This is a genomic window from Afipia sp. GW821-FHT14H12 (genome assembly GCF_058803465.1).
Genome location: NZ_JBXAOZ010000001.1, coordinates 47,780 through 63,221, shown reverse-complemented (window position 1 = coordinate 63,221; position 15,442 = coordinate 47,780). Strand labels below are relative to the sequence as shown.

General features: G+C 61.5%; 15 protein-coding genes and 1 tRNA gene. 4 read left to right on the top strand and 12 right to left on the bottom strand.

What is annotated here, in order from left to right:
• Window positions 1–4: 4 nt before the first annotated feature.
• Entirely contained in the window at window positions 5–1,657 is a 1,653-nt protein-coding gene (gene ccoN, locus AC1RNA_RS00305; RefSeq protein WP_492951150.1) for a cytochrome-c oxidase, cbb3-type subunit I, read from the bottom strand.
• Window positions 1,658–1,808: 151 nt separating this feature from the next.
• On the opposite strand from ccoN, the gene AC1RNA_RS00300 reads away from it, so the two are divergent.
• Both AC1RNA_RS00300 and AC1RNA_RS00295 read left to right on the top strand, forming a co-directional pair.
• Window positions 1,809–2,210, top strand: coding sequence for a hypothetical protein (locus tag AC1RNA_RS00300; protein WP_492949840.1), 402 nt, complete (start codon window positions 1,809–1,811; stop codon window positions 2,208–2,210).
• An 18-nt stretch (window positions 2,211–2,228) separates the two neighbouring features.
• Window positions 2,229–3,449 (top strand): NnrS family protein, encoded by a 1,221-nt coding sequence (locus AC1RNA_RS00295; RefSeq protein ID WP_492949839.1) that lies wholly within the window; start codon window positions 2,229–2,231, stop codon window positions 3,447–3,449.
• Here AC1RNA_RS00295 and AC1RNA_RS00290 read toward each other — a convergent pair.
• The 6 genes from AC1RNA_RS00290 to AC1RNA_RS00265 form a co-directional block, all read right to left on the bottom strand.
• Window positions 3,422–4,120, bottom strand: coding sequence for a helix-turn-helix domain-containing protein (locus AC1RNA_RS00290; protein ID WP_492949838.1), 699 nt, complete (start codon window positions 4,118–4,120; stop codon window positions 3,422–3,424). The two genes, AC1RNA_RS00295 and AC1RNA_RS00290, sit on opposite strands and share 28 nt — an antisense overlap.
• Window positions 4,121–4,226: 106 nt before the next feature.
• Window positions 4,227–4,622 carry a response regulator transcription factor gene (locus AC1RNA_RS00285; protein ID WP_492949837.1) on the bottom strand — a complete coding sequence of 132 codons (396 nt, stop codon included), beginning with the start codon at window positions 4,620–4,622 and terminating at the stop codon, window positions 4,227–4,229.
• Window positions 4,623–4,694: 72 nt separating this feature from the next.
• Complete coding sequence (gene fixJ / locus AC1RNA_RS00280) at window positions 4,695–5,312, bottom strand: response regulator FixJ (RefSeq protein WP_009340016.1); 618 nt, start codon at window positions 5,310–5,312, stop codon at window positions 4,695–4,697.
• Entirely contained in the window at window positions 5,302–6,825 is a 1,524-nt protein-coding gene (gene fixL, locus AC1RNA_RS00275; protein WP_492949836.1) for a sensor protein FixL, read from the bottom strand. The genes fixJ and fixL overlap by 11 nt, the downstream gene beginning before the upstream one ends.
• Before the next feature lie 82 nt (window positions 6,826–6,907).
• On the bottom strand, window positions 6,908–7,249 hold the full coding sequence (gene fdxA / locus AC1RNA_RS00270) for a ferredoxin FdxA (RefSeq protein ID WP_009340018.1): 342 nt from the start codon (window positions 7,247–7,249) through the stop codon (window positions 6,908–6,910).
• 192 nt (window positions 7,250–7,441) lie between these two features.
• The gene (locus AC1RNA_RS00265) at window positions 7,442–8,596 is read right to left on the bottom strand and encodes a glycosyltransferase family 4 protein (protein ID WP_492949835.1); all 1,155 of its coding nucleotides are present in this window, start codon (window positions 8,594–8,596) and stop codon (window positions 7,442–7,444) included.
• 148 nt (window positions 8,597–8,744) lie between these two features.
• On the opposite strand from AC1RNA_RS00265, the gene hemC reads away from it, so the two are divergent.
• The gene (gene hemC / locus AC1RNA_RS00260; RefSeq protein ID WP_492951149.1) at window positions 8,745–9,719 is read left to right on the top strand and encodes a hydroxymethylbilane synthase; all 975 of its coding nucleotides are present in this window, start codon (window positions 8,745–8,747) and stop codon (window positions 9,717–9,719) included.
• On the opposite strand, the gene hemE is transcribed toward hemC, so the two are convergent.
• Entirely contained in the window at window positions 9,716–10,762 is a 1,047-nt protein-coding gene (gene hemE, locus AC1RNA_RS00255) for a uroporphyrinogen decarboxylase (protein WP_492949834.1), read from the bottom strand. The genes hemC and hemE overlap by 4 nt on opposite strands.
• Window positions 10,763–11,010: 248 nt before the next feature.
• Between hemE and AC1RNA_RS00250 the strand changes: the two genes are divergently transcribed.
• Window positions 11,011–12,492, top strand: coding sequence for a methyl-accepting chemotaxis protein (locus tag AC1RNA_RS00250; protein ID WP_492949833.1), 1,482 nt, complete (start codon window positions 11,011–11,013; stop codon window positions 12,490–12,492).
• Window positions 12,493–12,502: 10 nt separating this feature from the next.
• Here AC1RNA_RS00250 and AC1RNA_RS00245 read toward each other — a convergent pair whose 3' ends face one another.
• The 4 genes from AC1RNA_RS00245 to AC1RNA_RS00230 all read right to left on the bottom strand — a co-directional run bounded on the left by AC1RNA_RS00245 (window position 12,503) and on the right by AC1RNA_RS00230 (window position 15,357).
• Window positions 12,503–13,297, bottom strand: coding sequence for a DUF2927 domain-containing protein (locus tag AC1RNA_RS00245; protein ID WP_009340024.1), 795 nt, complete (start codon window positions 13,295–13,297; stop codon window positions 12,503–12,505).
• A 2-nt stretch (window positions 13,298–13,299) separates the two neighbouring features.
• Window positions 13,300–13,872 carry a L,D-transpeptidase gene (locus AC1RNA_RS00240; RefSeq protein WP_492949832.1) on the bottom strand — a complete coding sequence of 191 codons (573 nt, stop codon included), beginning with the start codon at window positions 13,870–13,872 and terminating at the stop codon, window positions 13,300–13,302.
• Window positions 13,873–14,024: 152 nt separating this feature from the next.
• Window positions 14,025–14,099 (bottom strand) — tRNA-Val (locus AC1RNA_RS00235).
• Window positions 14,100–14,196: 97 nt separating this feature from the next.
• Entirely contained in the window at window positions 14,197–15,357 is a 1,161-nt protein-coding gene (locus AC1RNA_RS00230) for a hypothetical protein (RefSeq protein WP_492949831.1), read from the bottom strand.
• Window positions 15,358–15,442 lie beyond the last annotated feature (85 nt).

Below are 15,442 nucleotides of genomic sequence, written 5' to 3'. Positions count from 1 at the left end.
CGGTTTACTCCCCCGCCTGCAACGCAGGCGCGCCTGCGAGTTCGGGACGGTCGGTGGCGGGCTCGGCCGCGACATGCGGCACGGCGCGGATGGTCATCCAGATGTTGTAGCAACCAATGATGGTGCCAATCAGGAACAGGAGGCCGCCGATCGCGCGGGCGATGTAATAGGGGTGCATCGCGACGAGCGAGTCGACGAAGGAGTAGGCGAGCGTGCCGTTCTCGTTATAGGTCCGCCACATCAGGCCCTGGATGATGCCGGAGTTCCACATCGCGAACACGTAAACGACGGTGCCTGCCAGCGCGAGCCAGAAGTGAGCTTCGACAAGGCGGGCCGAATACATCGCCGGGCGCTTCCACAGCCACGGCACGGACGCGTAGATCGCGCCGAAGGTGATCATCGCGACCCAGCCGAGCGCGCCGGCATGAACGTGGCCGACGGTCCAGTCGGTGTAATGCGACAGCGCGTTGACCGGGCGGATCGCCATGAACGAGCCTTCAAACGTGGTCAGTCCGTAGAAGACGGCGGCGACCATCATGAAGCGCAGTACGGCGTCGTCGCGAACCTTGTGCCAGGCGCCGTTGAGCGTCATCAGCGCGTTGCCGGCGGACACCCATGATGGGATCAGCAGCATCACCGAGAAAGTCATGCCGAGCGACTGCACCCATTGCGGCAGGGCGGTGTAGTGCAGGTGGTGCGAGCCCGCCCACATGTAGAAGAAGGTGATGCCCCAGAAGCTGATGATCGACATCCGGTAGGAGTAGATCGGCCGCTCCGCGCGCTTGGGCATGTAGTAATACAGCATGCCGAGGAAGCCGGAGGTGAGGAAGAAGGCGACGGCGTTATGGCCATACCACCACTCCGTCATCGCATCCTGCACGCCGGAGAACAGCGAGTAGCTTTTCACGCCCGCCCATGACACCGGCACCGCCAGGTTGTTGACGATATGCAGCATCGCCACCACCAGGATGAAGGCGAGGTAATACCAGTTGGCGACGTAGATGTGCGGCTCCTTGCGACGCGCCAGCGTGCGCATGTAGAGGATGAAGTAGACCACCCACACCACGACGAGCCAGATATCGGCATACCATTCCGGCTCGGCATATTCCTTCGATTGGGTGATGCCCATCAGGTAGCCGGTGGCAGCGATGACGCAGAACAGGTTGTAGCCGAGCAGCACGAACCAGGGGCTGAGCTGGCCGGGAAGGCGTGCGCGGCAGGTGCGCTGCATCACATAGAAGGATGTCGCGATCAGCGCGTTGCCGCCGAAGCCGAAGATCACGCCGCTGGTGTGCACGGGGCGCAGGCGGCCGAAGCTCGCCCATCCCGCGTCGAAAGTCAGGTTGGGATTGACCAGAAGCCACGCCACCCAGTCGCCGACGAACATCGCGATCACGGCCCAGCCCATCGACAGAATGATGCCGACCTTGCTCGGGTCGTCGTAATACTGGTTGAGGCGATCGGGAGACGGCTCGGGTGAGTAGTATCCGGAGCCGACCCAGAAGATGCCGGCAAGGGCTGCGACCATCACCAGCGCGCCATGGACGCTGAACAGGTCGGCCCGGCCCGCAACGGTCATCACCGCGCCGACGACGAACATGATGAGCAGAATGACGAGGCCCGACTCGCGCTCGTCCTTGGTGAGTTGTTCGATCATTCGCATCGTTATCTGCCCCGCATCGGCGAATGCCTGCTTGCAGCAGGCACAGGATTCAAGGGTCGCGACGTTTCCAGGAGGAATCGTGAGCGACCTGCGCAACATATTCTAGAGCGTTTCATCATGCCGTCATTCGGAATGATGAAGGAATGTGACGACAATCTATCTGGCGTTGCGAAAAGGACTTTGCGGTAACGCAAAATATCAGGAAATCCCGTCACATTTCATTTGCATAGAGCTATCTGTGCCCGTTGCGTTATTTGTTTCGCATCCGGTTTGTGGACAACAAAACGTCTTTCAAATGATATTTGATTTTTCTCAATGCGGCGGTGCGGAAAAGCGGCAGGTTTCCACCATCCGTGGTGGTGAATCATGTCGATCTATATCGTATTTCTGGTTCTGGCTTTGCTGGTTGCCGTTCGCGCAGTGGACGATCTGCGGGAGGCGCGAAGGCTGGGTGCTGCGGTTCAGAAGCCGCGGCGGAGAAGTTTTTGACTTTTGCAGAATCGCGGCTTACCGCGGGACCGGACTGCATCCCTGCGAGATGTCTTAGTCCGGCCGGGAACAAGCTATGAAAATCGAGATGTCATTGCTGCGGAACGCGCAGGGTTTTGCGTTTCTGTCCTACGGCTTCAGGCCGTTCTTTCTCGCCGGGGCGATTTATTCAGGGTTGGCGGTTGCGATCTGGATACCGGTTTATTTCGGCGAAGTGACGCTCCATACGGCTTTCGCCCCGCTCGACTGGCACATTCATGAAATGCTGTTCGGTTTTCTGCCGGCGGTGATTGCCGGATTCCTGCTGACCGCGATACCGAACTGGACCGGCCGTCCGCCGGTGCGTGGCAACCTGCTTCTGCTCATGGTTGTCGTATGGGTCCTCGGGCGCGTCGCGGTGGCATGCTCCGGAGAGGTCGGCTGGCGTGCGGCGATGCTGGTCGATGTGTCGTTCCTTCTTCTTGCCGGAGCGGTCGCGGCCCGCGAGGTGCTGGCAGCCCGCAATTTCCGCAACATGCGGGTCGTGGCGCTGGTTTTGCTGCTGTTCGCCTGCAATGTCGCCTTTCATGTCGAGGCGCATGTTCAGGGCGCCGCCGGCTACAGCGTGCGCGCCGGTGTTGCGGCTATCGTCCTTCTGGTTTCGGTGATCGCCGGCCGCATTGTCCCGGCCTTCACGCGGATATGGCTGATGCGGCGGCCACAGGGCGCGATGCCGGTGCCGTTTTCCCGATTTGACGGCATCGCCGTGCTGCTGGGCGCGCTTGCCCTGGTCGCCTGGGTGATCCGTCCCGAAGGGATGCCGACCGGCGGCCTCTGCCTGATCGCGGGACTTTTTCATGTCGCACGGCTTGTGCGCTGGGCGGGCTATCGCACCTGGGCCAACAGGATTCTGGTCATCCTGCATATCGGCTACGCCTTCGTGCCGCTTGGTTTTCTGTTGGCCGCGATATCGGCATGGGGGTTTGTCAGCGTGAGCGCCGCCATCCATGCGTGGATGGTGGGCGGTGCGGGCATCATGACGCTCGCGGTGATGTCGCGGGCGAGCCTCGGTCATACCGGCCGCCCGCTGGTGGCGTCCACGGCAACGCAGGTGGTCTATGCCCTCGTGATTGCGGCCGCGTTCGCGCGGATCGCGGCGGCCCTTGTCCCGGCATGGAGCAGCGGCCTGATTTATGCGGCCGCTGCCTGCTGGATCCTGTCGTTTCTCGGATTCGGCCTGAGCTATGCGCCGGCGTTTCTCGCCATCCGTCTCGATGAACGGGGGCCGCCTCAGGCGTCCATGCCGAGCAGGCACTGACGATCACGCAACGCCACCCGCCGCGCGCCGGACAGGCCTAGCACGCCCTGGCTTTGCAATTGCGAGAAGGTGCGTGAGACGGTTTCAAGCGTCAGCCCGAGATAGTCGGCGATGTCGCGACGGGACATCGGCAGCGCCATCAGGCCGGTGACCGCAAGGCGACGGTCCATTTCCAGAAGAAAGGTCGCCACGCGCTCGGTCGCGGTCTTGCGGCCGAGCAGCAGCATGTGATCTTCGGCATGACGCAGGTGGTCGACCGTGAGCGTCCAGAGGCCGTGTGCGACCTGAACTTCGATCTCGGCTGCGACCTCGAGGTGATGGCGATTGACCGCGCGGACCTGGCTGTCGACGATGGCTTCGGCGGTCAGCCGGTACTCATCACCAGAATCCAGGCCGAATACGTCGCCGGCGAGGTGAAAGGCATCGATCTGGCGACGGCCGTCGGGCAGGAGCTTGTAGGTGCGGACTGCGCCGGAAATCACCTTGTAGATGTGGTCGGCAGGCTCGCCTTCGCCGTAGATTTCCTCGTCCTTGTGGTAGGAGAGGGAGGCTCCCACGACACCGGCGCTGCCGAGAATCGTGTCGAAGCGGTCGAGGCGTGGCGCCACGGTGGTGGCGGAGATTCGCCTGAAGGTACAAGCAGTAGGGGTGGCGGGCATCTCGGCGAGCATGGTCATCTCCTGTGAGGCGATGGCCTTTTGTCTCCGAAACGCGGATGCAGCGGTATTTCGCTCGGTCCCTTAAGGGATTCACCGGAGGTGACAGGCGGATTTTCCTTCAGGAAGGGCGGGCCGGGGCGCTGTCCTGCATCGCCTGCCGGATATGGGCGATCAGGCTTTCCTCCAGATGGGGCTTGCGCAGCACATAATGGACTCCGGCCGCCAGCGCCTTCGCGGAGATGGCCTCGTCAGGGTCGCCGGTAATAAGGATCATCGGTACCCGCACGTTCTGGCTGTGGAGGCGGGAGACGAGATCGAGGCCGTTCATGCCGGGCATCTTGTAGTCGATGATGAAGCAGTCGGCATGGCGCGGCACGTCTGTCGCCAGTGCCGCGGAAGCCGTGCGGAACGTCAGGGTTTCAAATCCTTCGGCTTCCAGCAGAAAGCGCAGCGAGCCCAGAACATCCGGGTCGTCGTCGATGACATAGACGGTGCTTTTGCGCAGGGAGGACATGCTTCAACCGGTCGACGCAGTAGCGCGTCTTTCAAGACTGGCTGCTGGGAGCCCTCACCGCATTGATTTGTCTCAATCCTTCAGGAGGCCGCCGCGGATGGCGAAGCGCACCAGTTCGGAGACGCTGGAAGCCTGCATCTTGGTCATGACGTTGGCACGATAGACTTCGATGGTGCGGGGGCTGATGTCATAATCTCGTGCGATCAGCTTGTTCGACAATCCCGCGATGAGGCCCTCCAGCACCTGCCGCTCGCGCGGGCTCAGGCTTGCGATTCGGGATGCGATATCGGCGGCTACCGCGTCGCCCTTGTGACGTTGCGCGGCGCCGCTGAGGGCTGTCGTGATGGTTCCGATCAGCCGGTCATCTTCGAACGGCTTTTCGATGAAATCGATGGCGCCGAGTTTCATCGCTTCGACCGCGAGCGGAATGTCGCCATGGCCGGTCATGATGATGATGGGCAACGATTTGTTGCTTTCGCGTAGGCGCCTCAGCAATTCGAGGCCGTCGAGATTCGGCATCCGCACATCGGAGACTATGCAGCCGTGCTCCAGCGTGGGCAAAGCTTCGAGAAAGCTCACCGCGGATTCGAACAGGCGCGCTTTCAGACCGGCGGCGCCGAGCAGGAAATCGAGCGAATCCCGCATCGCCGGATCGTCGTCGATGACATACACAAGTCCTTCAACCGGCATCGGTCAATCCTTCGCTTGGTGCGGCCGGCAGGGTGAAGCGGAAAGTCGCGCCGCCTGCCGGATTGTCTTCGGTCCACATCCGCCCGCCGTGAGCCTCGATGATCGTCCGGCTGATGGAAAGGCCGACCCCCATGCCGGTTATCTTGGTGGTGAAGAAGGTCTGGAACATTCTTGCCTGATGTTCCTTCGCGATGCCATGGCCGGTGTCGGACACAGTTATCTCGATCATGTCGTTGGCGACGCGGGAACTGGTGACGATCATCGTGCGCTGCGTGGATTCGGTCATGGCGTCGAGCGCATTGCGGAACAGGTTGACGAGAACCTGCTGGATCTGGACCCGATCCACCAGAACGAAGTCGTGATCCGGCTCGAGATTGAAATGGAGCGACACGCCCTGTTCGCGCGCACCCGTGAGGCCGAGCGCGCCGGCTTCCTCGATCAGTTTCGAGGCCTTTTCCACGCGTTTTTCGGATTCCCCGCGCGAGACGAAATCACGCAGGCGGCGAATGATCTGACCGGCACGAATGGCCTGTTCGGCGGCGCGATCCAGCGCGGATTCGATCTTTTGCCGGTTGTCCTCGGTGTCGGAGGCCAGCAGGCGCCGCGAGCCTTTCATGTAATTGCTGATGGCGGCGAGCGGCTGGTTCAGTTCGTGCGCCAGCGCCGACGCCATTTCGCCCATTGCGGTAAGGCGCGAGACATGCACGAGTTCGGATTGCAGTTCCTGCATCCGAGCTTGCGTCTGTTGATACTCGGTGAGGTCACGCACGAAGCCGGTGAAATAGGGTTCGCCCTCGGTCTGCATCTCGCCGATCGACAGATGCATCGGAAAAATCGTGCCATCCTTGCGCTTGCCGGACACGATGCGGCCGATGCCGATGATGTGGCGCTCGCCGGTCGCGCGGTAGCGCGCGAGATAACCGTCATGCCGGGCGCTGTCCGGGTTGGGCATCAGCATGCTGACGTTCCGCCCGATCGCCTCGCGCTCGGTATAGCCGAACTGCCGGACGGCTGCCTTGCTGAAGAACTGCATGATGCCCCGGCCATCGATCACGATCATCGCGTCGGGGATGGTCTCGAGAATCGAGCGCAGATGGCCCTCGCGTATCCGCAGCGCCGCTTCTAGCTGTTTCTGTTCCTCGATATCGATGACGATGCCGCACATGTGTGCGGTGCCGTTCTGTTTGACGACGGCGCTGCGGGTGCGCACCCAATGAGGCGTCCCGTGCGGCGAGAGGATGCGATACTGGATGTCGAAATGGCTGACATCCGCGATCGCGCGGTCGATCGCGCGTTTGGTGCGCTCGCGGTCTTCCGGTTCAATCAGTGACAGAAACCGCGTGTAGTCGAGGCTTTCATCGGCGGAAAGACCGAACAGCTTGCGCGTCGTCGGCGACAGCGCCAGCTTGCGGGTCGCAAGGTCGAGATCCCATGTGCCGATGCCGGAATCCTCCAGCCCGTGCTGGAGCAGATTGTCATCGAAGGAGTTTGCGGGCGGAATATGGTTTGGCACGGCGATGCTGTCTCAAAGAGGCATTTCACCCTGATTTGGTTGCGGCGACAAGCAGCCCAAAAGACTACCTGATGGAGGCTTTTCAGGAGCCCTCGCCGGGTTTCTCGCTGAAATACGGCTCGAACTTGTCCTTCACGCCGTTCCATTTGTCGGCGTCTTCCGGAGGGGTCTTCTTGAACGGAATATTCGGCCAGAGCGAGGCATATTTCTTGTTCTGCTCGAGCCATTTCGGCTCGGCTGCGGGGTCCGAATCCGGGAAGATCGCTTCAGCCGGGCACTCTGGCACGCAGACGCCGCAATCGATGCATTCGTCGGGGTGGATGACGAGCATGTTCTCGCCTTCATAGAAGCAATCGACCGGACAGACCTCCACGCAGTCCATATATTTGCATTTGATGCAGTTGTCGGTGACGACGTGAGTCATCGGGTATCCTTCTTGCCGGCGCGTATGTAGTTTCAGAACGGGTCTGCGCGCGAGCATGCATATAAGATTCATTTCATATGTATATTATAGGCAAACTCACAAGCCTTGTTAACAGGAAATCTCTGCAGAAACCGCAGGAAGCGACGCTCCGGCGGGCCGTTTTTTTGAGGGCCACCTTTCAGGGAACTGCTTCTAGGGCGTGTTTATTCGTGCGTCATACTGTTGAGAGATCGAGTCGAGGTGCTTCTCATAAGAGAAGGTCTGGCGTGTCTGGATGCAATTGGATGCAAGCCGTTGGCGGACGTCGGGCTGAAGGATTGTGTTGATAGCTGAGATGAGCTCAGAAACCTGTTCAGGGTTTTCGATCACCAGCGCGTCATGGTTGTGAGTGAGAAGCTCGCTCACGCCGCATTGCCGGCTCACGATGGGTGGCACGCCCATTGCGACGGATTCGGCGGGGACCAATCCGAATGGATCAAAGAGCGACGGGAAAAGAACGAAATCCGCCGCCGCATAAAACGGGTAGGGATCGCGAACGCCTCCCGCGAAAATCATATTCCGGGATATGCCGAGCGTGTCCGCGAGGCGCTGGTATGGTTCGGGCTTGTCGTTTCCGACAACGATCAGCCTGAGCGCCGGATGACGAACCTCGGCCATGGCTTTCAGCGAGACGGCGAGGCCCTTGCGTTCGAAATCCTGAGCGATGAACAACGCAACCGTCTGATCGGGCGTTATGCCGAATTTTTCTCTGAGAATGGCGCCAGCCGCGGGATCGCGGTTTTTATCATAACGATCCAGATCGACGGCGTTGTAAATAACCGGAAGACGGACGCGGCCAGATCCGATGGCGGACGCGACTTTCGCTTTCATGGCCTCGCTGAGGCAAATGATTGTCGGCGGTGAAGGCAATGCGAGCAGATCGCGCTCAATGCGCGCATAGAGCTGTCGCTTGCTGTTCAGCTGGTTACCGATGCGCGCCAGAAATCGACCGAGACCCTGCCGGCGCTTGTTGTTGCCGTTGATCGCTTCGATCGCCAGTCCGGCATGAGGCTGATAAATATCGCAGCGCCGGACCGGAAGCATGGCGTGAACGATATCGAATTGGCCGTGAGCGATGTGTTCGTCCACCGCATCGATAAATTCGAGATATTGCGCGGCCTTTGTCCTGCGGGGCTTCCCGATCTGGATGTAATTGGGGCCGGTCGAGCGGTTATTCCCGAGTGGCGTGTAATGGAGGACGGAAACGTCGTTGCCGCGCCCGATGAGTGCTTCCGCCAATTCGAGTGTGTAGCCCTCCGCCCCGCCCCGTGCAGGGTCAGCACTGTATGTAATGAGGGCTATCTTCATGAACGATGGGCGCCGTTCTGGATCAATTGGACTCAAGAATGCTTCCGGGGGCGGATTGACCCGGTAGCTTTAGCTTGTGAGCGGCCTTTTTCAAAGCTATGGGAGACCGGTAATCATAGTGGAAGCCCGTTCATTGACACAACGACTGATGCGGATCGGCACGCGCAAGAGCGTGATGGCGCTGGCGCAGACCAACGAAATCGCGCGCCAGTTGACGGCGGCTGACCCGAGCCTTGCGGTGGAGATCGTCAAGTTCGAGACCATGGGGGATCAGGATCAGACCGGCAAGCTGCTCGATCTCGGCGGCAAGGGCGGGGCGTTTGTCGCGCAGATCCGCGATGCCGTTCGCGCAGGCCGCCTGGAGGCGGCGATGCATTCGCTCAAGGACATGCCCGGCAACGAAGACACGCCCGGCCTCGTGATCGGCGCGATGCTCTTGCGCGACCCACCGACCGATGCGCTGGTGGTGCGGAACGGCGTGACGCTCGATGAACTGCGGCGTTCGCGCGGCAAGGGATTCAAGATCGGCACCAATGCGGTGCGCCGCGCCGCCTATGTGCGCCGTCTGTTTCCGGAAGCCGAAATCATTCATTTTCGTGGCGCCGCCGATACGCGCATCCGCAAGCTCGACGGGCGCGAGATGCAGCGTCTGCCGGACGGCGGCGAGGTCGGGCCTGCCGATGCGCTGGTGATGGCGCGCGCGGGGCTTGAGCGTGTCGGTTTCGCCGACCGTATCGTTCACCAATTCTCCCCGGACGAGATGCTGCCCGCCGTCGGGCAGGGCATCGTGGCGGTGGAATGCGCGGCGGCTGATTGGCAGACGCTTGCCCGTCTGGCGGGCATCGATAATGCCGTCTCGCGCCAGTGCGGAGAGGCGGAACGCGAAGTGTTATGGGTGCTGAACGGCCATTGCAACTCGCCCATCGCGGGCTACGCGACGCTCGACGGCGGCGAGATTTCATTGAAGGCGGCTGTTCTTGATGAGGCCAACCATCACTTCATCGAAGTCACGCGGCGCGGGTCTGTCGGACGGCCCCGCGAACTGGGGCGCGCGGTGGCGTTCGATCTGCTCGAGAAGGGCGCGGCGGATGTGATCGCACGCACCCGGCCGTTGTCGCATTAGCCCTTGTAGGCCCGCACCCGCGCGATCATACGCTCGACATGCGCGATCGGCGTGTTCGGCTGGATGCCGTGGCCGAGATTGAAGATCAGCCGGCCGCCCGCGTAATTCGCAAGCACGTCATCGACGGCTTTATCGAGCGCGTCGCCGCCCGCGATCAGCGCCAGCGGGTCGAGATTGCCCTGCAGGGCGACGCGGCTCTGCACATATTCGCGCATGAATGACGGCTCGCTGGCCCAGTCGATGCTGACGGCATCGACGCCGGTGCGGGTGGCATAGGCGGGCAGCATCGCGCCTGCGCCGCGCGGAAAACCGATGATCTTCGCACCCGGCACCTGCGCGCGGACGCCTTCCACGATGCGCCGCGTAGGCTCGATCGACCAGTGGGTGAATTCGGCGGGCGGCAGCACGCCGGCCCAGGTATCGAAAATCTGCAGCACCTCCGCGCCGGCCGCGAGCTGACCGAGCAGATAGCGGATCGAGGTCTCGACGATGGCGTCGATGATCTTCCCGAACGCCTTCGGGTCGCGATAGGCGAGGAGCCGCGCCGGAGCCTGATCGGGCGTGCCGTGGCCTGCGACCATGTAGGTCGCGACTGTCCATGGCGCGCCACAAAAGCCGATCAGCGCGACGTTCGGCGCGAGTTCGCTGCGGACGCGGCGCAGGGCCTCGTACACCGGTTCGAAGGTCGCGAAATTCGCGGAGAATTTCTCCGCCGCGATTTTTTCAGGAGTATCGAGTGGATCGAGCCGGGGACCCTCGCCAACTTCAAAGCGGACATCGCGGCCCAGCGCATGTGGCACCACCAGAATGTCGGAGAAGATGATCGCGGCATCGAAGCCGAAGCGGCGGATCGGCTGCAGGGTCACTTCGGCGGCAAGCTCGGGATTGTAGACGAGATCGAGAAATCCGCCGGCCTTCTCCCGCACGGCCCGGTATTCCGGCAAGTAGCGCCCGGCCTGGCGCATCATCCAGATGGGAGGAACGGTTTGCCGCTGGCCCGAAAGAACGTCGATGAACGGCTTGGCGGAAGAATCCCGGGTCAAACGTCAATCCTCTTAACTGCGCGTTGGTAAGCGCGCCCCTGATACACCGCGCAGGCGGCCAAAGCCATGGCGAGACAGTCGCGCAGGGATGCGGGGTGGTGCGGAAAGGAAGGAGAAGGAAGTTGGGCGCTTCGGTGTGATGCGGTGCTCCAGTGCCGGTTCCATACGGTAGAATTCCTATTAATGTACACGTTATGGTTGTTTAAAGAAATCATCGGCAGGCTGTCCAAAACCAGAAGGGTGGGACGATGGCACTGTTCAATGTGAATCAGGAATTGCGCTCCAAGATCGATGCGGTGGGCCGGTCGCAGGCGGTCATTGAATTCAATCTCGACGGCACGATCGTCACCGCCAACGAAAACTTTCTCGGGGCGATCGGCTATCGGCTCGATGAGGTGCAGGGCAAACATCACAGCATGTTCGTGCCCGAGGCGGAGCGCAGCAGCGCCGAATACCGCGAATTCTGGAACAGGCTGCGCGCAGGTGAATTCCAGGCGCGCGAGTTCAAGCGCATCGCGAAAGACGGACGCACGATCTGGATTCAGGCCTCCTATAACCCGTTGTTCGATCGCAGCGGCAAGCCTTACAAGGTCATCAAGTTTGCCTTCGACATCACGCAGCAGAAAGTGCGCAGCGCCGATTACGAAGGACAGATCAATGCAATTCACAAATCGCAGGCCGTCATCGAATTCGATCTCGATGGCAAGGTTCTGACCGCCAACGAGAACTTTCTGGCGGCGCTTGGCTATGCGCTGGAAGACATTCGCGGCCAGCATCACGGCATGTTCGTCGATGCGGCCTATCGCGGCAGCCCCGAATATCGTGAGTTCTGGAGCGCGCTGCGGCGCGGAGAGTATCAGGCCGGTGAGTTCAAGCGCGTCGGCAAGGGTGGCCGCGTGGTCTGGATTCAGGCGTCGTACAATCCGATCTATGGTGCAGGCGGCGAATTGATGAAGGTGGTGAAATTCGCAACCGACGTGACTGCGCAGGTCGAGGACCGGATTCGCCGTGGTGAAATCCAGACCTCCATCGACGGCGATCTGGATCTGATTACGGGGGCCGTCACCGATACCACGGGGCGGATCACCTCCGTGGTCGGAGCATCGACGCAAACATCGTCGAACATGCAGGCGGTGGCGTCCGGTGCCGAAGAACTCGCGGCTTCGGTCGGCGAGATCAGCCGTCAGGCGGCGAATGCGCTCGACATCTCGATGCGCGCGGTGAAGCAGGCCAACGAGACCAATGAAATCGTGTCAGGGTTGGCCGCTGCCGCGCAGAAGATCGGAGATGTGGTCAAGCTCATCAACAATATCGCGGATCAGACCAATCTTCTGGCGCTGAATGCGACGATCGAAGCCGCGCGCGCGGGTGAAGCGGGCAGGGGATTTGCGGTGGTGGCTTCCGAGGTGAAGAGCCTTGCCGCGCAGACCGCGAAGGCGACCGACGAGATCAGCGGCCAGATCGCCGAAGTGCAGAGCACCACGGCGAACGCGGTCACGGTGATCGAAAGCATTACCGAAACGATCTCGCAGGTGAACGAAATCTCCTCCGCAATTGCGGCGTCCGTCGAGGAACAGGCGTCGGTAACGCAGAGCATTTCGTCGAACATGCAGGTTGCCGCCAAGGGCGTGTCGGAGATCGACAGCAGCATGAGGGAAATCGCCGAGGCGACCCGTTCCGTCGACGACGCCACGCGCAAGGTGAAGGAAGCGTCGCGCAAGCTGGCTTAAGGCGCGTGTCTTAGTGACGGTCCTGCAAAGGCGCCGCGACCTTTGCGCGGACATCCTTGAGGATCGCGGGCAATAGCGGGCGGACCTGATCGACGCTCATGCCGGCCTTGACGCGCGGATCGTAGAGAATGTTCAGGAGATAGCGGTCGTAGGTGTCGAAGAAACCCATCGACACCGCATCGTTGAACATGGTCCACGGCACCGATCCGGTGTCGTTGATCGGCCCCAGCGATTGCAGCATTTCCTCATAGGCGCAGTCGAGGAAAACAAAATCGCCGCTGTCGACCGTCAGGATGACTTCGGCGTGTTCGATCTCGTACTTGTCGTTCTTGCGAAATCCCGAGAGGCATTGCGGGTCGAGCGATTTGCGAATCTTGCGGGCCGTCGTCGTGCCGTAGGATTTGCGGATTGAACGGTCGAGATCGCGGTCGCGCACCAGTTGCACGATGAGATTGGCTTCCTCGCGGTTTGGCGTCACGGCGATGTCGAGATGATCGATGTGCTGGCCGATATCCGCGGTCACGGCTTCGATCTGTTGATTGCGGTCCGGCCTGTTCACGCCGGTGATGAACACCCGCACCGGCTTCTGGAATTTGCGGATGCGGTCGACCTTGCCCGCGAGCTGGTATTCCGCGCCGAAAGTCGTCTTCAGAAATCCGTCGACGATCTCGGCGTCGGTGAAATTCGTTTTCTGGTTATGCTGGTTTGCCGCGATGGAAGGGATGTCCGCGTCGGCCGCCAAGGCCCGGCTTGCAACGAAGGCCGTTGCGAGCATTGCGAGGCTGACGCGCACGCCCTGTTTCATGCTCAGTTCTTGACGTAGACCGTGGCGCCGACCGAGACGCGGTTATAGAGATCGATGACGTCGTCGTTGACCATGCGGAAGCATCCCGACGACACTGCCTGTCCGATGGTTTCCGGCTCGTTCGAGCCGTGAATGCGATAGAGCGTCGAACCCAGATACATCGCGCGCGCGCCGAGCGGGTTCTCCGGTCCTCCCTTCATGTGCCGCGGCAGGTCGGGGCGGCGGCGCAGCATCTGCGATGGCGGCGTCCAGCTCGGCCATTCCTTCTTGGCGGTGATGCGATGCACGCCGCCCCAGCGGAATCCGTCGCGGCCGACGCCGATGCCGTAACGCATCGCTTCGCCCGGAGCGGTGATCAGATAAAGCCGCCGCTCGCGTGTATCGACGACAATGCTGCCCGGCGCGTAATTGCTCTGATAGCTGACCCGCTGGCGCGGAATCGGGCTCGAGCGGCCGATGCCCGAGGAGAAGAAGTTCGGGAACATGACTTCGCTGCTGTTCGCTTCCTGCGCGGCGGCGAATGACGCGCTGCCCAGGATCATGCAGGCGGACAATAACGAAACGACACGCTTCATCGGCGGACCTTTCAGGGTGATTGTGGCTTCGGATAGCCCAGAAAGGCCATATTCTGCGGGGAGCCGCAACCCACAGCAACGTGAAAGCGGCATATCGTCTCTAGAACGAGCCGATATCGCGGGAATGTACCGATGATCGAAATGAAAACCGATGGTGGGCGCACAAGGGATCGAACCTTGGACCTCTCCCGTGTGAAGGGAACGCTCTCCCGCTGAGCTATGCGCCCGGGACGGCCTTCGAGGGGCCGTGAAGGCCGCGATTTACGAAGCTCATGGCCAAGGTGTCAAGCTCCGATCGGACGAATTCAGGCCTGCCGGGACGTGTCAGGCCTTGCCGGTGCGCGCGGCCTGCACTTCCTGAAGCGCGCGGATGCGCTGGGCCAGGCTGCCTTGTGCTCCGCTGGCTGCGCCCTTTGCGGTATCGCCATTGACGATGGCACTGATCGCGGGCGTGGACCCGCTCTCCGACGCGAGGATTTTCTGGATCGGCGAATCCGGCCCCTCGAGCTTGCCTGCCAATCCTGCGACTTCGGCGGCAATGGAATTGATGCGTTCGCGCAGCAGCCCGTTTTCCTGCCGCTCCTCCGCGGAAGCCTTGTCCGCCTGCTGTCTCGCGGCCGCCAGCTCGCGCACGAGTTTCGCCCGCTCGTCATGGGCGGCTTCGATCTGCTTGCGCAGTTCGCTGTTGTCCTGTTCGCGCTGGACGAGAACCTTGTCCTGCGTCACGAGGCGGGCTTCCAGTTCTTCGACGCGTTTCGCCAGCGCTTCGGCTTTTTGCGATTGCGTCAGCAACTGGCCGTCAAGCTCGCCGAGGCGGCCGGTCAAGGTTTCGGCGTGGGAGCGGGCGTCGTTCAGTTCGCGGCTTGCCGTTTCCGATTTGCCGCGCTGATCGTCGAGGCGGGAGCGGGCCTCGGTGTGTTCCTGCTCGGCATGGGCGACACGGGTTTGCAGCGCTTCGATTTCGGCGCGCACCGTGACGAGCTCGGCTTCGCGAGCTTCCGCCGTCTGCGAGCGGTCGGATAATTCGCCGGACAGCTTTGTCAGTTCGATCTGCTTTTCGCGTAGCGCCTGTTCGGCGTCGCGCAGGCTGTCGGTCTTGAGCGAGAATTCCTTCTCCGTGGCGTGAAGCTGTTCGTGCAGCGCCTTCTCGCGCGTCTCCAGCGTAAAAATCGCCGCGCTTTTCTCGCCAAGCTCCATCTTCAGGCGATTGATGGCGTCGTTTTTCTTTCCAAGCTCGGCCTGCTGGCTGGTGGTCTTGGCCTTGAGCTGCTCGACGCTCATTTCCAGCTTACGGGCGGACATCGCGAATTCGGCGCGCAACTGGTCCTTGTCGGCCTGAATCTCGGCCATCGACAGCGGCGCCGCCGCCTCCAGCCGCCGCGTCGTCAACCGCACCGCGCGGTTGTGCACGAGCGGCATGATCATCAGCCCGCACAGCATCGAGATCAGAAAACCGATCGCCAGATACATGATCGGCTCAACCATAGGACAACTCCCGCAAGGGCGACCGGACCCGGTCGCCAGTCTCAAAACGCGCAGAAACTAGCAGATCAGCCGGGCGGCGTGAAAC